The organism is Caulobacter sp. ErkDOM-C (assembly GCF_048541825.1).
Lineage (GTDB): Bacteria > Pseudomonadota > Alphaproteobacteria > Caulobacterales > Caulobacteraceae > Caulobacter.
In genome coordinates this window covers 393,992-413,863 of sequence record NZ_CP183332.1, presented here as the reverse complement: position 1 = coordinate 413,863, position 19,872 = coordinate 393,992, and the positions used below count along the sequence as shown (strand labels likewise).

15 protein-coding genes are annotated in these 19,872 nt (G+C 65.2%); 1 reads left to right on the top strand and 14 read right to left on the bottom strand.

What is annotated here, in order from left to right:
* Positions 1-30: 30 nt before the first annotated feature.
* Both rpoC and rpoB read right to left on the bottom strand, forming a co-directional pair.
* Positions 31-4,221 carry a DNA-directed RNA polymerase subunit beta' gene (gene rpoC / locus ACN2C8_RS01990; protein ID WP_419254131.1) on the bottom strand — a complete coding sequence of 1,397 codons (4,191 nt, stop codon included), beginning with the start codon at positions 4,219-4,221 and terminating at the stop codon, positions 31-33.
* Positions 4,222-4,337: 116 nt separating this feature from the next.
* Positions 4,338-8,420, bottom strand: coding sequence for a DNA-directed RNA polymerase subunit beta (gene rpoB / locus ACN2C8_RS01985; RefSeq protein WP_419254130.1), 4,083 nt, complete (start codon positions 8,418-8,420; stop codon positions 4,338-4,340).
* Positions 8,421-8,978: 558 nt separating this feature from the next.
* Here rpoB and ACN2C8_RS01980 point away from each other — a divergent pair.
* Positions 8,979-9,758, top strand: a complete 780-nt coding sequence (locus ACN2C8_RS01980; protein WP_419254129.1) for an EAL domain-containing protein — start codon at positions 8,979-8,981, stop codon at positions 9,756-9,758.
* Positions 9,759-9,770: 12 nt separating this feature from the next.
* On the opposite strand, the gene ACN2C8_RS01975 is transcribed toward ACN2C8_RS01980, so the two are convergent.
* The 12 genes from ACN2C8_RS01975 to ACN2C8_RS01920 all read right to left on the bottom strand — a co-directional run bounded on the left by ACN2C8_RS01975 (position 9,771) and on the right by ACN2C8_RS01920 (position 19,805).
* Positions 9,771-10,460: a type 1 glutamine amidotransferase domain-containing protein gene (locus ACN2C8_RS01975; RefSeq protein ID WP_419254128.1), complete on the bottom strand. Its 690-nt coding sequence runs from the start codon at positions 10,458-10,460 to the stop codon at positions 9,771-9,773.
* 178 nt (positions 10,461-10,638) lie between these two features.
* A complete protein-coding gene (locus ACN2C8_RS01970) occupies positions 10,639-12,300 on the bottom strand; it encodes an ATP-binding protein (RefSeq protein WP_419254127.1) in 1,662 nt (553 codons plus the stop codon).
* Between the two features lie 8 nt (positions 12,301-12,308).
* Complete coding sequence (locus ACN2C8_RS01965; RefSeq protein WP_419255787.1) at positions 12,309-13,112, bottom strand: alpha/beta fold hydrolase; 804 nt, start codon at positions 13,110-13,112, stop codon at positions 12,309-12,311.
* Between the two features lie 223 nt (positions 13,113-13,335).
* Positions 13,336-13,713, bottom strand: a complete 378-nt coding sequence (gene rplL / locus ACN2C8_RS01960) for a 50S ribosomal protein L7/L12 (RefSeq protein WP_419254126.1) — start codon at positions 13,711-13,713, stop codon at positions 13,336-13,338.
* Positions 13,714-13,757: 44 nt separating this feature from the next.
* Positions 13,758-14,276 carry a 50S ribosomal protein L10 gene (rplJ, locus tag ACN2C8_RS01955; RefSeq protein ID WP_419254125.1) on the bottom strand — a complete coding sequence of 173 codons (519 nt, stop codon included), beginning with the start codon at positions 14,274-14,276 and terminating at the stop codon, positions 13,758-13,760.
* Positions 14,277-14,633: 357 nt separating this feature from the next.
* Entirely contained in the window at positions 14,634-15,404 is a 771-nt protein-coding gene (locus ACN2C8_RS01950) for an SDR family NAD(P)-dependent oxidoreductase (RefSeq protein ID WP_419254124.1), read from the bottom strand.
* Between the two features lie 152 nt (positions 15,405-15,556).
* A complete protein-coding gene (locus ACN2C8_RS01945) occupies positions 15,557-15,772 on the bottom strand; it encodes a DUF4287 domain-containing protein (protein WP_419254123.1) in 216 nt (71 codons plus the stop codon).
* A 50-nt stretch (positions 15,773-15,822) separates the two neighbouring features.
* Positions 15,823-17,061 (bottom strand): TIGR03862 family flavoprotein, encoded by a 1,239-nt coding sequence (locus tag ACN2C8_RS01940; RefSeq protein ID WP_419254122.1) that lies wholly within the window; start codon positions 17,059-17,061, stop codon positions 15,823-15,825.
* Between the two features lie 73 nt (positions 17,062-17,134).
* Positions 17,135-17,821 carry a 50S ribosomal protein L1 gene (gene rplA, locus ACN2C8_RS01935; protein ID WP_419254121.1) on the bottom strand — a complete coding sequence of 229 codons (687 nt, stop codon included), beginning with the start codon at positions 17,819-17,821 and terminating at the stop codon, positions 17,135-17,137.
* 3 nt (positions 17,822-17,824) lie between these two features.
* Positions 17,825-18,256 (bottom strand): 50S ribosomal protein L11, encoded by a 432-nt coding sequence (rplK, locus tag ACN2C8_RS01930; protein WP_419254120.1) that lies wholly within the window; start codon positions 18,254-18,256, stop codon positions 17,825-17,827.
* 193 nt (positions 18,257-18,449) lie between these two features.
* Complete coding sequence (locus ACN2C8_RS01925) at positions 18,450-19,052, bottom strand: 2-hydroxychromene-2-carboxylate isomerase (RefSeq protein WP_419254119.1); 603 nt, start codon at positions 19,050-19,052, stop codon at positions 18,450-18,452.
* Between the two features lie 12 nt (positions 19,053-19,064).
* Positions 19,065-19,805 (bottom strand): SDR family NAD(P)-dependent oxidoreductase, encoded by a 741-nt coding sequence (locus ACN2C8_RS01920; RefSeq protein WP_419254118.1) that lies wholly within the window; start codon positions 19,803-19,805, stop codon positions 19,065-19,067.
* Between the last annotated feature and the right edge of the window lie 67 nt (positions 19,806-19,872).

The following is a 19,872-nucleotide window of genomic DNA, read 5'->3' as shown; positions in this document are numbered from 1 at the left end:
TGAAGCCAGTCCGGCTCCCGCGCTCTGGGCCTATTCGGCGTCCGCCAGAGCGATGGCCTCGGGCAAAGGCTCCATCGCATCTTCGCGCTGCTGGGCCAGTTGCTCGTCGCGCTTGGCGGCGACGCGCTGCAGGCTGCGCAGATAGGAACCCGTACCGGCGGGGATCAGACGACCCACGATGACGTTTTCCTTCAGGCCTTCCAGGGTGTCGGTCTTGCCGTGCACCGAGGCTTCGGTCAGGACGCGGGTCGTTTCCTGGAACGACGCGGCCGAGATGAAGCTCTTGGTTTGCAGCGAGGCCTTGGTGATGCCGAGCAGCACGGGCTGGGTGGTGGCCGGACGGCCGCCACGCGAAACCGCGCGGTCCTGCTCGATATAGAACTCGGGCTTGTCGAGGTGATCGCCCTTGATCAGACCCGTATCGCCCGGCTCGAGGATCTCGACCTTCTGCAGCATCTGACGAACGATCGTCTCGATGTGCTTGTCGTTGATCGGCACGCCTTGCAGTCGGTAAACTTCCTGAATTTCGTCGACCAGGAAGTTGGCCAGGGCCTCGACGCCCAGGATGCGCAGGATGTCGTGCGGATCCGGGTTGCCGTCGATGATGTACTCGCCGCGCGCGATGAAGTCGCCATCGTGCACCGCGATGTGCTTGCCCTTGGGGATCAGGAACTCGACCGGTTCACCCTGATTACCGTCGGCGTCGATTTCCGGGGTGATCTTGATGCGGCGCTTGTTCTTGTAATCCTTGCCGAATTCGACACGGCCGTCCATTTCCGCGATGACCGCGCAGTCCTTGGGACGGCGGGCTTCGAAGAGTTCGGCGACGCGCGGCAGACCGCCGGTGATGTCGCGGGTCTTGGCGCCTTCGGTGGGGATCCGCGCGATGACCTCGCCCGGCTTGACCATGTCGCCGTCACCGACGGACAGAATGGCCCCGACCGACATCAGGTAGCGAGCCTCACCGCCGTTGGCGAGGCGGACATAGGAACCGTCCTCGGCCAGAACGCCCATGGCAGGGCGAAGGTCGGCGGCGCGGGCCGAGGTCCGCCAGTCGGCGATCACGCGCTGCGCGATACCGGTGGCTTCGTCGGTTTCCTCGCGGACGGAGAAGCCGTCCACCAGGTCTTCCGCACGGATCTTGCCGGCCACTTCGGTGATGATCGGGGTGGTGTAGGGGTCCCAATCGGCCAGACGCTGGCCACGCTTCACCTTGTCGCCGTCCTTGATCTTCAGGCGCGCGCCGTAAGGCGGCTTGTAGTTTTCGCGTTCCTTGCCGTCGACCAGGACGCTCACGGCCGTGTTGCGGCTCATGACGATCAGGAAGCCTTCGGTGCCGACAACGGTGGCGCCGGTCACGCGGACCGTACCGTCGTTGCTGCTTTCGAAGAACGACTGCTCGGCCACCTGGGCGGTGCCGCCGATGTGGAAGGTACGCATCGTCAGCTGGGTGCCGGGCTCGCCGATGGACTGGGCGGCGATGACGCCGACCGCTTCACCGATATTGACCGGCGTACCGCGAGCCAGGTCGCGGCCGTAGCAGGCGCCGCAGACGCCGACCTTGGCTTCGCAGGTCAGGACCGAACGCACCTTCACCGACTGCACGGCAGCCGCTTCGATCGCGTCGGCCATGTTCTCGGTCAGGTAGGTGTCGGCCGGCACAACCAGTTCGCCGGTCGCCGGGTCCTTGATGTCCTCGGCCGAGAAGCGGCCCAGGACGCGCATGCCCAGCGAGACCAGGACGTCACCGCCCTCGACCACGGCGCGCAGGGTGATGCCCCGCGTGGTGCCGCAGTCTTCCTCGACGATAATGCAGTCCTGCGCCACGTCGACCAGACGACGGGTCAGGTAGCCCGAGTTGGCGGTCTTCAGCGCGGTATCCGCGAGGCCCTTACGGGCGCCGTGGGTCGAGTTGAAGTATTCCTGAACGGTCAGGCCTTCCTTGAAGTTCGAGACGATCGGGGTCTCGATGATCTCGCCCGAAGGCTTGGCCATCAGACCGCGCATGCCGCCCAGCTGCTTCATCTGGGCTTGCGAACCACGAGCGCCGGAGTGGGCCATCATGTAGATGGAGTTGATCTCCTTCTCGCGGCCGTTCTCGTCCAGATGCTTCATCTGAAGCTCGGCCATCATCTCGTCGGCGACGCGATCTGTGGCCTTGGCCCAGGCGTCAACGACCTTGTTGTACTTCTCGCCCTTGGTGATCAGGCCGTCAGCATATTGCTGCTCGTACTCTTCAGCCAGGGTGCGGGTTTCGGCGACGATCGCCTCTTTCCGCTTCGGGATGATGATGTCGTCCTTGCCGAAGGAGATGCCGGCCTTGGCCGCTTCCTTGAAGCCCAGACCCATGATCTGGTCGGCGAAGATCACCGTCGCCTTCTGACCGCAGTGGCGGTAGACGATGTCGATGAGGTTGCCGATTTCCTTCTTGGTCAGGGCCTTCTCGATCAGGCGGTGACCCACCTGCGGGTGACGCGGCAGCAGGGCGGCGATCTTCATCCGGCCCGGCGTGGTGTCGATCACGCGGCGGCGCGCCACGCCATCGGCGTCAACTTCAGTAAAGCGCGACTTGATCTTGGCGTGCAGGCTAACAACGCCGGCGTCCATGGCGGCTTCGATTTCGCCCAGGTCGGCAAAGATCTTGCCTTCGCCCGGCTCACCTTCGCGAGCGACCGACAGGTAGTACAGACCCAGGACGATGTCCTGCGACGGCACGATGATCGGGCGACCGTTAGCGGGCGACAGGATGTTGTTGGTCGACATCATCAGGACGCGCGCTTCGAGTTGCGCCTCCAGCGACAGCGGCACGTGGACAGCCATCTGGTCGCCGTCGAAGTCGGCGTTGAAGGCGGCGCAGACCAGCGGGTGCAGCTGGATGGCCTTGCCCTCGATCAGCTTGGGCTCGAACGCCTGGATGCCCAGACGGTGAAGCGTCGGCGCGCGGTTCAGCATCACCGGGTGTTCGCGGATCACCTCTTCGAGGATGTCCCACACCTGGGGCTGTTCGCGCTCGACCATGCGCTTGGACTGCTTGACGGTGCCCGACAGGCCCTTGGCGTCCAGGCGCGCATAGATGAACGGCTTGAACAGCTCCAGAGCCATCTTCTTGGGCAGGCCGCACTCGTGCAGCTTCAGATCGGGACCGACCACGATGACCGAACGGCCCGAATAGTCGACGCGCTTGCCCAGCAGGTTCTGACGGAAGCGACCCTGCTTGCCCTTCAGCATGTCGGCCAGCGACTTCAGCGGACGCTTGTTGGCGCCGGTGATGACGCGGCCGCGACGGCCGTTGTCGAACAGGGCGTCGACCGACTCCTGCAGCATCCGCTTTTCGTTGCGGATGATGATGTCGGGCGCACGCAGTTCGATCAGGCGCTTGAGGCGGTTGTTACGGTTGATGACCCGGCGATACAGGTCGTTCAGGTCGGAGGTGGCGAAGCGGCCACCGTCCAGCGGCACCAGCGGGCGCAGTTCCGGCGGGATCACCGGCACGACCGTCAGAACCATCCACTCGGGGCGGTTGCCCGACTCGGAAAAGGCTTCGAGGATCTTCAGGCGCTTGCTGAACTTCTTCTGCTTCATGTCCGACACGGTGCCGGCCAGCTCTTCGCGCAGGCGTTCGGCTTCCTTGTCGAGGTCGATCGCCTTGAGCAGGTTCTGGATGGCTTCAGCGCCGATCTCGGCGGTGAAGCTGTCATCGCCGTACTCTTCCTGGGCGCGCATGTAGTCGTCCTCGCTGAGCAGCTGGTGCTGCTTCAGCGGGGTCAGGCCCGGCTCGGTGATGATGTAGTATTCGAAGTACAGGACGCGTTCGATGTCCTTCAGCGGCATGTCGAGCATCATGGCGATACGCGACGGCAGCGACTTCAGGAACCAGATGTGGGCGACCGGCGAGGCCAGCTCGATGTGGCCCATGCGCTCGCGACGAACGCGGGCCAGGGTGACTTCAACGCCGCACTTTTCGCAGATGATGCCCTTGTACTTCATGCGCTTGTACTTGCCGCACAGGCATTCGTAGTCCTTGGTCGGGCCAAAGATACGGGCGCAGAACAGGCCGTCACGCTCGGGCTTGAACGTGCGGTAGTTGATGGTTTCGGGCTTCTTGATCTCGCCGAACGACCACGAGCGGATCTTTTCCGGCGAGGCCAGCGAGATGCGGATCTGGTCGAAGGTCGGAGCGGCCTGGACCGGATTGAAGATGTTCAGGACTTCCTGGTTCATCTTGGTTCCTTCTGCGGGATTACCCGCGAAAATTCAAAGTGGAGAGAGGCTGAGCGAAGGCCCCTCCCCGGTCACCCAATCCTAAGAAAGGGGGAGACCGAGGAGGGTGCGATGGATCAGCTGTTCTCCAGCTCGACGTTCAGGCCGAGCGAGCGCATTTCCTTGACCAGCACGTTGAAGCTTTCGGGGATACCGGCTTCGAACGTGTCATCGCCACGGACGATCGACTCGTAGACCTTGGTCCGGCCGGCCACGTCGTCGGACTTCACCGTCAGCATTTCCTGCAAGGTGTAGGCGGCGCCATAGGCTTCAAGTGCCCAGACTTCCATTTCCCCGAAGCGCTGACCGCCGAACTGGGCCTTACCACCCAGCGGCTGTTGCGTGACGAGGGAGTACGGACCGATCGAACGGGCGTGGATCTTGTCGTCGACCAGGTGGTGCAGCTTCAGCATGTAGATGTAGCCGACCGTGACCGGACGCTTGAACTGGTCGCCCGTCTGACCGTCGAACAGGATCGACTGGCCCGAGGGGTCGAGACCCGCCATGCGCAGGTGGTCTTCGATGTCACCGATGCGCGCGCCGTCGAACACGGGCGTCGCGATCGGAACGCCCTTGCCGAGGTTGCGAGCCAGCTCGATCAGACCTTCTTCGGTGTCGGGCAGCTCTTCGTCCGGGCCGTAGATGTCGGTCAGACGCTCGATCAGCGCTTCCTTCTGACCGCCGGCCTGCCAGTCTTCCAGCAGGGCGGTGATCTGCTTGCCGAGACCGGCGCAGGCCCAACCCAGGTGGGTTTCAAAGATCTGGCCGACGTTCATGCGCGAAGGCACGCCCAGCGGGTTCAGAACGACGTCGACGTGCGTCCCGTCGGCGAGGAACGGCATGTCCTCGATCGGCAGGATGCGCGAGATGACGCCCTTGTTGCCGTGACGACCGGCCATCTTGTCGCCGGGCTGAAGCTTGCGCTTCACGGCCACGAAGACCTTGACCATCTTCATCACGCCCGGGGGCAGTTCGTCGCCGCGCTGCAGCTTGTCGACCTTGTCTTCGAAACGACGGTCCAGACGCTTGCGGTTCTCGTCGAACAGACGGCGCAGCGACTCGAGTTCGCCCATCGCCTTCTCGTCTTCGAGCGCGATCTGCCACCACAGGCCGGGCTGAACGTCAGCCAGGCCTTGAGCGGTGATCTCGCCGCGCGACAGGCCCTTGGGGCCCGACAGAGCGACGTTGCCGATCAGCAGTTCGCGCAGACGGCCCGAGATGTTGCGGTTCAGGATCGCGAATTCGTCGTCGCGGTCCTTGCCCAGGCGGTCGATTTCCGAGCGTTCGATGGCCAGGGCGCGTTCGTCCTTGTCGACGCCGTGACGGTTGAACACGCGCACGTCGACGATGGTGCCGGCGACGCCCGGGGGCAGGCGCAGGCTGGTGTCGCGGACGTCCGAGGCCTTTTCACCGAAGATGGCGCGCAGGAGCTTTTCTTCCGGCGTCATCGGGCTTTCGCCCTTCGGGGTGACCTTGCCGACCAGGATGTCGCCCGGCTGGACTTCGGCGCCGATGGCCACGATGCCCGCTTCGTCGAGGTTGCGCAGGGCCTCCTCGCCGACGTTGGGGATGTCGCGGGTGATTTCTTCTGGGCCGAGCTTGGTGTCGCGGGCCATGACTTCGAATTCCTCGATGTGGATCGAGGTGAAGACGTCGTCGCGGACGATGCGTTCGGAGATCAGGATCGAGTCTTCGAAGTTGTAGCCGTTCCAGGGCATGAACGCGACGAGCGCGTTGCGGCCCAGGGCCAGTTCGCCCAGCTCGGTCGAAGGACCGTCGGCGATGATGTCGCCGGAGTTGATCTTGTCGCCCACCTTCACCAGCGGACGCTGGTTGATGCAGGTCGACTGGTTCGAGCGCTGGAACTTGCTGAGGCGATAGATGTCGACGCCCGAACGGGCGGCGTCGGTTTCTTCGGTGGCGCGGACGACGATACGGGTACCGTCGATCTGCTCGACCACGCCGGTGCGCTTGGCCACGACCACGGCGCCGGAGTCGCGAGCGACCACGGCTTCCATGCCTGTCCCGACAAGGGGGGCATCGGATTGCACGAGGGGCACGGCCTGACGTTGCATGTTCGAGCCCATGAGGGCGCGGTTGGCGTCATCGTTTTCGAGGAAGGGGATCAGGGCCGCGGCCACCGAAACCACCTGACGCGGCGACACGTCCATAAGGTCGACCATCTCCTTTTGCAGGAGCGTGGGTTCGCCGTTGATCCGGCCGGGGACCAGGTCGTCGACGATCTCGCCGTTCAACACCTTGATGTTGGACTGGGCGATGACGTGCTTCGACTCTTCCATGGCCGACATGTAGACGACCTCGTCGAGCGGCTTGCCGTCGGCGACGCGACGGTAAGGGCTCTCGATGAAGCCGTACTTGTTGACGCGGGCGTGGGTGGCCAGCGAGTTGATCAGACCGATGTTCGGGCCTTCCGGCGTTTCAATCGGGCAGATGCGGCCGTAGTGGGTCGGGTGAACGTCGCGGACTTCGAAGCCGGCGCGCTCGCGGGTCAGACCGCCCGGGCCAAGCGCCGAGAGACGACGCTTGTGGGTGATCTCCGACAGCGGGTTGGTCTGGTCCATGAACTGCGACAGCTGCGAGGAGCCGAAGAATTCACGCACCGAGGCCGCGGCCGGCTTGGCGTTGATCAGGTCGTGCGGCATCACGGTGTCGATGTCGACGGACGACATGCGTTCCTTGATGGCGCGTTCCATGCGCAGCAGGCCGACGCGGTACTGGTTTTCCAGCAGCTCGCCGACCGAGCGCACCCGGCGGTTGCCGAGGTTGTCAATGTCGTCGATTTCGCCGCGACCATCGCGCAGACCGACCAGCAGCTTCAGAACGGCCAGCACATCTTCCTTGCGGAGCACGCGCATCTCGTCCGAAGCGTCCAGCTCCAGGCGCATGTTCATCTTCACGCGGCCAACGGCCGACAGGTCGTAGCGCTCGGCGTCGAAGAACAGCGACTTGAACATCGCTTCAGCGGCTTCGACGGTGGGCGGCTCGCCCGGACGCATGACGCGATAGATGTCGAACAGGGCGTCTTCGCGGACGGCGTTCTTGTCCACGCGCAGGGTGTTGCGCATGTAGGCGCCGACCGTGACGTGGTCGATGTCCAGCACGTCGATGGTGCTGAAGCCTTGATCGGCCAGGGCCTGGATCGAGACCACGTCCAGCTCGTCGCCGGCTTCGGCGTAGATCTCGCCGTTCTCGTAGTTGACGGCGTCGCGGGCCAGGTAACGGCCGGTCAGGGCCTCGGGCGCCAGCAGCAGGGTCTTGAGACCGGCGTCAGCCAGCTTCTTGGCCTGACGGGCGGTGATCTTGGTGCCGGCCGGGGCCACTTCTTCGCCGGTGTCGGCGTCGATCAGGGCGAATTCCGGCTTCACGCCGCGCCAGCGCTCGGGCTTGTAGGGGGTGGCCCAGCCTTCGGCGCCGGCCGTGGTGCGCTTCTCGAAGGGCACCACGTCGTAGAACGTGGTCAGGATCTCTTCGCCGTCCATGCCCAGGGCATAGAGGAAGGTGGTGGCGGGCAGCTTGCGGCGACGGTCGATGCGGACATAGACCACGTCCTTGGCGTCGAACTCGAAGTCCAGCCACGAGCCGCGATAGGGAATGACGCGGGCGGCGAACAGCAGCTTGCCCGAGGCGTGGGTCTTGCCCTTGTCGTGGTCGAAGAACACGCCAGGGGAGCGGTGCATCTGCGAGACGATGACCCGCTCGGTGCCGTTGACGATAAAGGTGCCCTTGTCGGTCATGAGCGGAATATCGCCCATGTAGACGTCCTGCTCCTTGATGTCCTTGACGGACCGGGCGCCGGTTTCTTCTTCGGTTTCGAACACGATCAGGCGCAGCTTGACCTTCAGCGGCGCCGCGAAGGTCATGTCGCGCTGGATGCATTCTTCAACGTCGTACTTGGGCTCTTCGAATTCGTACGAGACGTATTCGAGCACCGCGCGCTCGTTGAAATCCTTGATCGGGAAGACGGACCTGAAGACCGCCTCGATGCCCTCTTCCTTGCGCATGCCCGGACGGACTTCGCGCTGCAGGAACTGTTCGTAGGAGGAGCGCTGAACCTCGATCAGGTTCGGCATCTGCACAGCTTCGGGGATGCGGCCGAAAGACTTCCGGATCCGCTTCTTGCCGGTAAAGGATTGCGCCATGTTTTTCCCTTGGGCGCGGATCGCCGCGCCAAATGTTTCGAAGGGCGCGCGCGGACGGAATCCACGCGTGCGTTCGTCTTGATCCTGCGTCCACCCTCGCCGCACCCGCCGGGGCGGGAACGTCGGACGCTGGAATTCCCCTGACAGGCGACCGGGACCGGTAGACCTGTCGGGCGCCCCTTCGCGCGGGTCGGAGGGCGGCTGACCGCGCCTCGGGGCGTAATATGCGGACACACGCGTGCGCGTTCCGCCGAATGTCTTCGTGAACGGGCGGATATAGGCGAAGGCCGCGAGGATGGAAAGAGGGTTTGTTAAGAAAACCGGCGTTGGCCCATCGGCCTCCGGCGCGCTGCGGGGCTTTCAGTCCGCATTGGACCGGATTTGAGATAACATGTTATCGCGAATAGATTTCCCACGTCACTCATCTCGGACGAAGCCAATTGCCCGGCCGGGTTCGACAATCATAAATCGAGAAAGCAGTAAGCGCACAAATACATTATTTAACTTGTACACCGTATCATTACCCCATGAACAGTGATGCGCATCTGGAGTCTTGAGATGACGGCAGCGACAGGTTGCAACGGCTGCCGAGACGGCGCCGGCTTCGATACGCCTATCACCATGGCCTTCCAGCCCATCGTCGATACGTCGACGGGCCTGGTCTTTGCGCATGAGGCCCTGGTTCGCGGCGCGGGCGGCGAAGGCGCGGGCGTGATCCTGGCTCAGGTCTCCCAAAGCAATCGTTATGCGTTCGACCAGCAGTGCCGGGTCAAGGCGATCGAACTGGCCGCCGAGCTGAAGATGGCCGATCAGGGCGCCAACCTATCGATCAACTTCCTGCCCAATGCCGTCTACGAGCCGCGCGCCTGCATCCGGCTGACCCTGGCCGCAGCCATGCGCACGGGCTTTCCCATCAACCGCATCATCTTCGAGTTCACCGAGGCGGAACGGCTCGACACCGATCACATCCTCAATATCCTGCGCAGCTATCGGGCGATGGGCTTCCAGACCGCCATCGATGACTTCGGGGCGGGCTATGCGGGACTTGGCCTGCTGTCGAAGTTCCAGCCCGACATCGTCAAGCTCGACATGGACCTGATCCGCGACATCGATACCAGCACCGTCAAGCAGACCATCGTCGGGTCCATCCTGGGCATGCTGCGCGATCTGGGCGTGACGCCGCTGTGCGAAGGTATCGAGACCGTGGGCGAATATGAGCTCCTGCGCTCGCTCGGCGTCGACCTGATGCAGGGCTATCTGCTGGCCAGGCCGGCCCTGGCCGCGCTGGCTACACCCGTCCTGCCCGGTCAGACGACGGACATCGCCGCCGTCGCCTGACCCGTCGGTGGCTCAGGCCGGCGTCTTCGACAGCACGGCCAACAGCGCTTCGGCCGCCGGCTTTGACGAGGCCGGATTCTGCCCGGTGACCAGCAGGCCGTCGGTCAACACATGCGGCGCCCAGTCCGCGCCCTTGGAATAGAGGCCGCCGCTCTCCTTCAGCATGGCTTCGACCAGGAACGGCACCACATCGGTCAGGCCGACAGCGGCTTCCTCGGTGTCTGCGAAACCGGTCACGGCCTTGCCCTTGACCAGCAGGTCGCCGTCGGGGCCCTTCACATGGCGGAAGACGCCCGGCGCATGACACACAGCGGCCACCGGCTTGCCGGCCGCAGCCATCGCCTCGATCAGGGCGATGGACTTGGCGTCCTCGGCCAGATCCCACAGCGGGCCGTGGCCGCCGGGATAGAACACCGCGTCGAAATCCTCAGCCTTGACCCCATCCAGCGTCACCGTACTGGCCAGGGCCTTCTGGGCCTCCGGATCGGCCTTGAAGCGACGCGTATCGTCGGTCTGGGCGTCGGCGTCGTCGCTCTTGGGGTCCAGCGGCGGCTGACCGCCGGCGGGCGAGGCCAGGACCAGGGTCGCACCGGCATCCTTCAGCGCATAGTAGGGCGCGGCGAACTCCTCCAGCCAGAAGCCGGTCTTGTGACCGGTGTCGCCGAGGCGATCGTGCGAGGTCAGAACCATCAGAATGTGCATGGGGGCTCGATGCGTTTTGAAAGGGGGGTGGGGGGCTCGATATGGGCACGAACCTGGCTACCGTAACCCCCGAGAGCGCATGACGTTGCGCGGCCGTCTCGCGTCCCGCGCGGAGCGGCTCTGAGCCTGACGCCGCCGGCGGCCAAATCGGGTTGAGCCTGGCCCCCGGGCCGGGAGATCAAGCGATGGGAGGGGCGGATCGGGCGACGGCGCCGGCCCGCAGGGCCTGCTGGACGCCGGCGATCAGGCTTTCGGGCGTGATCGGCTTGGAGATGTGCAGATCGGCCCCCGCCTCCGCGCCCTGAAGCCGATGTTGCTCCATGGCGTTGGCGCTGAGCAGCGCGATCGGCGTGCGGGCGCGGGCCGGATCGGCGGCTTCCAACGCGCGGAAGGCGCGGGTGGCGGTCAGCCCATCCATGACGGGCATCTGCATGTCCATCAGCACCAGGTCAAAGACCTGCCGCTGGAAGCACTCAAGGCCCAGATGGCCGTTGCTCGCGATCTCGAGCTCCACATCAAGTGGCGCGAGCATCAGGGCCACGATCTTCTGGTTGATGGCGTTGTCCTCCACCAGCAGGATCCGCAACGCTGGCCCATCAGCCAGACCGACCGCCTCGTCTGCGTCGGTGTCGGTGTCTGCTTCGGCTTCGGCTTCGGCTTCGGCTTCGGCTTCGGCTTCGGCGGCTGGCCGCTCCAGCGGAATCTCAAAGCTGAAGGTGCTGCCCGCGCCAGGCCGCGACCGCACCTGGATGTGGCCGCCCATCAGATCGACCAGTTGCTTGCAGATCGACAAGCCGATGCCGGTGCCGCCGAACCGCCGGGTGATGCTGTTGTCGGCCTGACTGAAGCGATCGAACAGGCCGGCGGCCAGGCCCTCATCGAAGCCGATACCGGAATCCCGCACCGCCACCCGCATGCGGGTCAAGGTCGACGACGCCGCGTCCGGCTCGACGTCCACCGTCAGGCTCACCTCGCCCTCGGAGGTGAACTTGATGGCGTTGGACAGGAGGTTGGCCAGAACCTGCTGGAGGCGAAGCCCATCGCCCAGGAATTGGCCCTGCGCCGCCTCGCTCAGTCGCAGGGTGAAGACCACGCCCTTTTCGGCGGCGCGAACGCCCATCAGGTTGGCGATGCCCCGAATGCAGGCTTCCAGGTCGAAGGGCCGGACCTCGATGGTCATCAGGCCGGATTCGATCTTGGCCAGATCCAGCACGTCGGACACCAGCCGCTCCAGAAGCAGGCCGGAGGTCTCGATCATGCCCACCATGTCGCGCTGTTGGGTGGACAGGGGCGTTGTCGCCAGGACGCCGGCAACGCCGACCACCGCGTTGAGCGGCGTGCGGATCTCGTGCGACATGTTGGCCAGAAAGTCGCTCTTGGCCTTGCTGGCCGCCTCCGCCGCCTCGCGCTCCGCGTCAGCCTCGCGCCGGGCCCTGAGAATCTCGGCCTCGTACTTGCGGCGATCCGATGCCGGGAACACCGCCAGACGCATGACGCCCTGGCCGCCCTCCAGCTCACCGATCAGCTCGGCGTTGAGGAGGACCGGCGCCCGAGCGCCGCTGGCCGTGACCAGATCAAAGGCCACCTCGTCCACTCGCCCCTGCATCCTCAGAAGCGGGGCGATATGGGTCTCGAAATAGATCCGCCCCGCCACGGTCAGCAAGCCGGGAAAGCCCATCGCACCGATCATCGACTCGGGTGATCGCCCCACCAGTGCGCTGAAATAGCGATTGCAGGCCGTCAGGACATAGCCCGGCCCAAGCACGGCCAGGCCGCACGGCGCCAGGTCGAACAGCGTCTCGAGAGTCGAGCCAGCGGCGGTGGGAGGGAGAAGTGGCACGCGTTTACCTAGCCGGCGCGCGGTCCGGGATCGTCCAGATAGGCTCGTATGGCCGCGATCGTCGCCTCGGGCGCGCTCAGGTGCGGACAATGGCCGGTGGCGGCCAGCGTGGTCAGCACGCTGCCGGCAATGGCCGCCTGGACATAACGCCCCACCACGGGCGGGGCGATGCTGTCTTCAAGGCAGTCGATGATCATGGTCGGCGTCGCCACTGCGGCGAGGTCCCCACGAGAATCGGACAGGAAGGTGACGCGAGCGAACTGCCGGGCGATTTCGGGATCGGTGGTGCAGAAGCTGTTCGACAGCTCCTCGGCAAGTTCCGGCCGGTCGGGATTGCCCATGATCACCGGGGCCATGGTCGTGGACCAGCCCAGATGGTTGGCGTCGAGGAATTCCAGGAGCTCATCGATGTCGGCACGGGCGAAGCCGCCGACATAGTCCGCGTCGTCGATATAGCGGGGCGACGGACAGATCATGATCATGTGGCTGAACAGGCCGGGCCGACGCGCGGCGGCCAGCACGCCGATCATGGCGCTGACCGAATGGCCGACAAACACCACATCCTTCAGGTCGAGCGCGTCGCACAGGGCCACGACATCGTCGGCATAGCCGTCGAGCGAGGCGTACTTGTTGCGATCATAGGCCGACAGGTCCGAACGCCCGGCTCCGACGTGGTCAAACACCACGGTCTTGAAATCGGCCGCGAAGGCCGGCGCGACCAAACGCCACATGTTCTGGTCGCAGCCGAAACCGTGCGAGAACAGTATCGGCCGCATGCCCTGACCTGAAATCTGGACTGCGTGCTTCTCCACAAGGGTCAAAGCCACTCTCCTGGACAAAACTGACGAAAGGAACGCACGCGGATGAGAGATGACAGGCTTTAACATCCGGTCAAGACTTCGCCGGGGCCGCCTGGCGAGCGACGGAAAACGGCCCCGGAGGTCTCCCTCCGGGGCCGTTGACTTGCTTGGTCCAGGACCAGCCTCTCCGGGGAGAGGACTGGAGGAACCCATCCACGCCGAGGCGCGGAATGGACTACTTGATTTGGACGGACGCGCCGGCTTCGGTCAGCTTCTTGGCGACTTCTTCGGCTTGGGCCTTGGAGACGTTTTCGACGACGTTCTGCGGAGCGCCTTCGACCAGGTCCTTGGCTTCCTTCAGGCCGAGGTCCGGACGGATGCCACGGACTTCCTTGATCACGTTGATCTTCTTGTCGCCACCGGCGGTCAGAACAACGGTGAACTCGGTTTGCTCTTCAGCAACTTCGACCGGAGCGGCCGGGCCGGCAGCGGCAGCGGCGACCGGAGCGGCGGCGGAGACGCCCCACTTTTCTTCCAGCATCTTCGACAGGTCAGCGGCTTCGAGGACCGACAGGGTGGACAGTTCTTCAACCAGCTTTTCGAGCTTGGACATGTTCAATTCCTAAAAACGAATGAGGGATGTAGCGGAGATGACCGTTAGGCGGCGTCTTTGGTCGCATAAGCGTTGAAGACGCGCGCAAGTTGGCCAGCCGGGGCCTGCAGGACGCCAGCGATCTTGGTCGCCGGAGCCTGGATGAGGCCGATAAGCTTGCCACGGATCTGATCGAGCGACGGCAGCGTGGCGAGAGCCCGCACAGCCGCTTCGTCCAGAACCGTCGTCTGACCCAGGATGCCGCCGACAAGCTTGAGCTTCTCGTTTTCCTTGGCGTACTGGGTGACGATCTTGGCGGCGGAGACCGGATCCTTGCCGAAGGCAATGGCGACCGGGCCGGTGAACAGGGCGTCGCCCGCTTCACCGATCGAGCCGTCGAGGGCCTTCTGGACAAGGGTGTTCTTCACCACCTGGAACGTGGCGTCTTCCTTGCGGAGACGGGCACGCAGTTCAGTCATTTCCGCAACGGTCATGCCCATATAGTGGGTCACGACGACAGCGCCGGCGCCGGCGAATACGCTTTTCAGCGACTCGATCGACTCCTGCTTTTGAGCGCGGTCCATTGCGGTCTCCTACTCAATTACAGCGGCCGGACCATTCCGGCAGCCAAATGCCACAGCGCATGAGGGATCGCTCCCGCACGCGAGTTGCATCAGCCTGTTCCAAGGAAAGTCAGCCGCGCGTCCCATCCGTGAAGGAGGAAATAGCGTGGTCTTGTCCATCCCTGTCTCCCGACGGCGAGGAAGGGCTCTTCCTCATTTACGGCGTTGGTGACCCCACGCCCCGCTGTTCACAAACAGGTCTTCGCCGGGCGAGCCCGACGGAGAAGGGGCGGCGTATAGACGGTTTGTGAGGCAATATCAACCGGGGGCGACAGGAACCGCCCGGCGCAGGCCCGAGACCGCGCCGGACGGGCTCTTTCAGGCTGCGGTGAGTGCGCCATCGACGGTGTAGACGCCGCCATTGCAGTAGGTGGAGTCGTCGGAGGCCAGGAAGCCCACCAGGCCCGCAACCTCCTCGGGCGTGCCATAGCGCTTGGCCGGCACCGCGTTGCTGATCTGCTCACGGGCGAGCTTGGGGTCGCCCGACTGGCCGGTGTTGATCGACTGCATCATCCGGCTCTCGATCGGGCCGGGATTGACGCAATTGACCCGCACGCCCTTGGGCGCGGCCTCGATCGCCGCCACGCGCGTGACACCCACGACGGCATGTTTCGAGGTGCAGTAGCCGGCCATGCCGGTCGCACCGGTCAGGCCCGCGACGCTGGAGGTGTTGATGATGCTGCCAGCGCCCTGGGCGTACATCACCGGCAAGACGTATTTCAGCCCCAGGAACACCCCGGCCACATTGACGCCCAGCACCTTCATGAAGGCGTCCAGCGGATAGGATTCGATCGGCTGGACGGGACCTTCGATCCCGGCGTTGTTGAAGAAGATGTCGATCCTACCGCATTCGGCCCTGGCCTTGTCGACATAGGCCTTCACCGACGCCTCGTCGGTGACGTCGGCCTCGGCGGTGACCAGCCTGGAGCCCTCGGCCAAGGCGGCCTTCAGCTTGGACCAGTCGGTTCCGGGGATGTCGACCGCGACAATGGTCGCGCCGCGCTCGGCCATCAGCTTGGCGGTCGCCATGCCGATCGCCCCGGCCGCGCCGGTGATGAGGGCGACCTTGCCTTCGAGAGCTCGTGTCATGGACAATATCCTCGCTGCGGCAGGAAGCCCGCCGACATCCTAAACTGTGACAGTCCTCGGTTCGTTGCATGAAAGGAAGGTCGGCGATCCGGGCGATACCGGGGCGATCGCCGTAGGTCTGCTGCGGGCTTGGAAGCCCCAGCGGCGACGACCTATTTCAACCCATCCTGAACCAGTGTGTGGGCGACGATCGCATTGGCGTGGCCGTGGCCGAGCCCATGCTCGGTCTTCAGCATCGCCACCAGATCCATGTGTTTGGCGGGACAGCGGTCGCGGACAAGCTGCTGCCACACAGAAACCGGTTGCCCGTAGGTCTTCTCGATCGACGGAAAATAGGACGCAGGTCCCTTCACCTTCTCGTCCGCCATGTCGCCCCTCCCCTGCGAAACGTGGGACAGGCTAACCGCGCCAGGGCGACTTACGCAACCGGCCGGCGCTCCTGGTCCAGGTGCGCCAAAACCTGCCGCGCCGCTGCGACGCCGGTGGCGAAACAGGCCTGTAGCAGATAGCCGCCGGTCGGCGCTTCCCAGTCGAGCATCTCGCCCGCCACGAACACCCCGGGCGCCGCCTTCAGCTCAAGACCATCCAGCGAAGCGAGAGTCAGGCCGCCGGCCGACGAGATGGCCCGGTCCAGCGGCTGCGCGCCCGTCAGCGTGATCGGCGCGGCCTTGATCGCCGTCGCCAGGGCGGCCGGTTCGACCGGCAGCTCCAGGCCATGGGCCTCGCGCAGCAGATTGACCTCGACCGGCGACAGATGCGCGGCCTTGCGCAGGAAATTGGCCACAGACTGGCCGTTGCGGGGCCGGTTGAGGCGCGCGGTCAGGGTCTCGACAGGCATGTCTGGCCGCAGGTCGATCTCGATGATCGCCCGCCCCGTCGCCGCGATCGCTTCGCGCGGCGCGGCGCCCAAGGCGTAGACCGCCCCACCCTCCAGCCCATAGCCGGCGATCATGGCGTCGCCCCGCGCCGTAACCTCGCCCAGACGCAGACTGATGGTCTTCAGCGGCTCACCGGCAAAGCGCTCACGGAACACCGGGCTCCAGGCGACGTCGAAGCCGCTGTTGGCGGCCGCGAACGGCGCCACCGCCGCGCCGCGCGCCGCCAGCAGCGGGACCCAGGCGCCGTCCGAGCCCAGCCGGGCCCAACTGGCGCCGCCCAGGGCCAGGATGGTCGCGCGCGGCCGCACGGTCAGGGCGCCCTCGGGGGTGAGAAACGCCAGGGCGCCGTCATCCGTCCAGCCGCGCCACGCGGCGCGTGCCCGCAAGCTCACGCCCTGCCCCTCCAGCCGGGCCAGCCAGGCCCGCAGCAGCGGCGAAGCCTTCAGCGCCCTGGGAAACACCCGGCCGCTGGAGCCGATGAAGGTCTCCTGCCCCAGCCCCTCCGCCCAGGCGATCAGGTCGGCAGGCGTGAAGGCCTCCAGCATCGGCCGCAAGGCCGCATTGGCCGCGCCATAGCGCTGCGCGAACCGCGCGAAGTCTTCCGAATGGGTGAGGTTCAGCCCGCCGCGCCCGGCCATCAGGAACTTGCGCCCGAAGGTCGGCATCTTCTCGAACACCGTCACCGACTTGCCGGCGGCGCTCAGCATCTCGGCGGCCATCAGCCCGGCCGGCCCGCCGCCGATCACGGCAACGTCGAGTGTCTGGTCCTCGGGACTCATGCGGCGTCCATCAAAGAAAAAGGGCGGGACCGCGAGGTCCCGCCCTTCTCATAATCTATTCAGCTCGAAAGGCTTAGGCGATCGACGAGGTGTCGACCTTGAAGCCCGGGCCCATCGTCGAGGACAGGCCGATACGCTTCACATAGATGCCCTTGGCGCCCGAAGGCTTGGACTTGTTCAGCGCGTCGATCATCGCCTTGACGTTGATCAGCAGGGCTTCGTCGGTGAACGAGACCTTGCCGATGCCGGCGTGGATGATGCCGGCCTTTTCAACGCGGAACTCGACGGCGCCGCCCTTGGCGTCCTTCACGGCCTGACCGACGTTCGGGGTCACGGTGCCGACCTTGGGGTTAGGCATCAGGCCGCGCGGGCCCAGCACCTTACCCAGGCGACCGACCAGGGCCATCATGTCCGGGGTCGCGATGACGCGATCAAAGTCCATGAAGCCGCCGACGATCTTCTCGTACAGGTCTTCGGCGCCGACGTGTTCAGCGCCCGCTGCGGTGGCTTCGGCCGCCTTGGCGTCCTTGGCGAAGACGGCGACGCGAACGTCGCGGCCGGTACCCGACGGCAGGTTGACGACGCCGCGGACCTGTTGGTCGGCGTGGCGCGGGTCAACGCCGAGGTTGACCGAGATCTCGATCGACTCGTCGAACTTGGCCTTGGCGTTAGCCTTCACCAGGGCGATGGCTTCCGAAGCGGTGTAGGTGGCTTCACGATCACCGGTCCAGGCCTGGACGCGCTTTGCTTGCTTAGCCATGACTTAGGCCTCCACGATCTTCAGGCCCATGGCCTTGGCGGAGCCTTCGATGATCTTGGCCGCAGCCTCGATGTCGTTGGCGTTCAGGTCCTTCATCTTCTTTTCGGCGATCTCGCGCAGCTGGGTGCGGGTCACTTCGCCGACGGTCTCACGACCGGTCAGCTTGGCGCCGGACTTCAGGCCGGTGATCTGCTTGAGGTAGTGCGTCGCCGGGGGCGTCTTGGTGACGAAGGTGAACGACTTGTCTTGGAACACGGTGATCACGGTCGGCAGGGGGGTGCCCTTTTCGACGTTCTCAGTGCGCGCGTTGAACTCCTTACAGAAGCCCATGATGTTGACGCCGCGCTGGCCCAGTGCGGGACCGATGGGGGGCGAAGGCGTGGCCGAGCCAGCCTTCACCTGGAGCTTGATATAGCCCAGGATCTTTTTAGCCATTGTATCCTCTCAAGAAAGCCGAGCTAACGGCCTTCGCTGGTTGGCCGTGGTGCGGGCTTGGCGTCCCTTCCACGGATTTGAGCCCGCCATGCTCTGATGACCAATGGCGAGCACGCCCCGGGACGCAGTCCTGGAGCGAGGCGCGGCGTTTAGCAGGTGGGGGATGGGGAGTCAAAGGCCGGCGGGGCGCCGTCTACCGCGCCAGCTCCGTCTCCACCTGGCCCAGCCGCTCCTTGCCGAAGAACATCTCCGGCCCGACAAAGAAGCTGGGAATGCCGAACACGCCGCGCGCGACGGCGGCGTCGGTGTTGGCGGCCAGTTCGGCCTTGACCTCAGGATCGGCGGTCGCCGCCAGCAGCGCCGCGCCGTCCAGGCCGGCCGCGTCGGCGGTGGCGACGAAGACGGCAGGATCGTCCAGCTTCAGGCCCTGCTCCCACATGCCCCGCAGCATGGCGTCCAGATAGACCGGACCAAGGCCGGCCCGCTGCGCCGCGACCATGCCGCGCATCAGCAGCAGGGTGTTGACCGGGAAATGCGGGTTGAAGTGGAAGGCGGTCAGGCCATGGGCCGCGATGAAGCGGCGGGTCTCCAGCATCTCGTAGTCCATCTTGCCCTTGACCCCGCCAAAAGCGGTCATCGGGGCCTGGTTGCCGGTCAGCTTGAAGATGCCGCCCAGCAGGCAGGGCACAAGCCGGACCTGGGCCCCCTGCCGCGCGGCGATGTCGGGCACCAGCTTCCAAGCCAGATAGGCGTTGGGGCTGCCGAAGTCGAAGATGAAGTCGATGGTCTTGCTCATGTCAGCGGCTCCTCACCAGGTTTCAGAATGGGGGCGCAGGTCGATCTCGTGCGTCCAGGCCGAGCGTGGCTGGTTGTGCAGCCAGACATAATTGGCCGCGATCTCGTCGGGCTTGAGGATCTCGTCGCGATCCAGCAGGCCCTGCACATCGTCACGCATCTGGCGGGTGAAGACCCCGTCGATGGCCCCGTCGACCACCACATGGGCCACATGCACGCCCCGCGGTCCCATCTCGCGCGCCAGGCTCTGGGCCATCGCCCGCAGGCCGGCCTTGGCCGAGGCGAAGGCGGAAAAGCCGTCCTTGCCGCGCAGGCTGGCGCTGGCCCCGGTGAACAGGATCGTGCCGCGACCACGCGGCGTCATCACCCGCGCCGCCTCGCGCCCGGTCAGGAAGCCGGCGAAACAGGCCATCTCCCAGACCTTGGAAAACACCTGGGCCGTGGTGTCGACCACCGTGAAGCGCACGTTCGCGCCGATGTTGAAGACCACCACCTCCAACGGCCCGACCTCGGCCTCGATCTGGTCGAACAGGGCGACCATCTCGGCCTCCTGGCGGGCGTCGACGCCGTAGGCGCGGGCCCGGCCGCCATCGGCGCGGATCTGCTGCGCCATGGCCTCCAGCTGGTCGAGATGGCGGGGGCGGCGTGTCATGCAGACCTCGTAACCCTCGGCGGCGAAGGCCTTGGCGATCGCGCCGCCGACACCGTCGCCGACGCCCACCACCAGGCACGCGCCCTTTCCGGTCGTCGCCATCCGTCGTCTCCCCTGATTTCGTTGCCCTCAAGTTCGTATTGAATCTGTACTGAGTCAAATGCAGAAT

Bases quoted from the DNA above. Each gene is read 5' to 3' on its own strand.
- rpoC (WP_419254131.1), bottom strand. From the start codon at position 4,221: ATGAACCAGGAAGTCCTGAACATCTTCAATCCGGTCCAGGCCGCTCCG.
- rpoB (WP_419254130.1), bottom strand. From the start codon at position 8,420: ATGGCGCAATCCTTTACCGGCAAGAAGCGGATCCGGAAGTCTTTCGGC.
- ACN2C8_RS01980 (WP_419254129.1), top strand. From the start codon at position 8,979: ATGACGGCAGCGACAGGTTGCAACGGCTGCCGAGACGGCGCCGGCTTC.
- ACN2C8_RS01975 (WP_419254128.1), bottom strand. From the start codon at position 10,460: ATGCACATTCTGATGGTTCTGACCTCGCACGATCGCCTCGGCGACACC.
- rplL (WP_419254126.1), bottom strand. From the start codon at position 13,713: ATGTCCAAGCTCGAAAAGCTGGTTGAAGAACTGTCCACCCTGTCGGTC.
- rplJ (WP_419254125.1), bottom strand. From the start codon at position 14,276: ATGGACCGCGCTCAAAAGCAGGAGTCGATCGAGTCGCTGAAAAGCGTA.
- ACN2C8_RS01950 (WP_419254124.1), bottom strand. From the start codon at position 15,404: ATGACACGAGCTCTCGAAGGCAAGGTCGCCCTCATCACCGGCGCGGCC.
- ACN2C8_RS01945 (WP_419254123.1), bottom strand. From the start codon at position 15,772: ATGGCGGACGAGAAGGTGAAGGGACCTGCGTCCTATTTTCCGTCGATC.
- ACN2C8_RS01940 (WP_419254122.1), bottom strand. From the start codon at position 17,061: ATGAGTCCCGAGGACCAGACACTCGACGTTGCCGTGATCGGCGGCGGG.
- rplA (WP_419254121.1), bottom strand. From the start codon at position 17,821: ATGGCTAAGCAAGCAAAGCGCGTCCAGGCCTGGACCGGTGATCGTGAA.
- rplK (WP_419254120.1), bottom strand. From the start codon at position 18,256: ATGGCTAAAAAGATCCTGGGCTATATCAAGCTCCAGGTGAAGGCTGGC.
- ACN2C8_RS01925 (WP_419254119.1), bottom strand. From the start codon at position 19,052: ATGAGCAAGACCATCGACTTCATCTTCGACTTCGGCAGCCCCAACGCC.
- ACN2C8_RS01920 (WP_419254118.1), bottom strand. From the start codon at position 19,805: ATGGCGACGACCGGAAAGGGCGCGTGCCTGGTGGTGGGCGTCGGCGAC.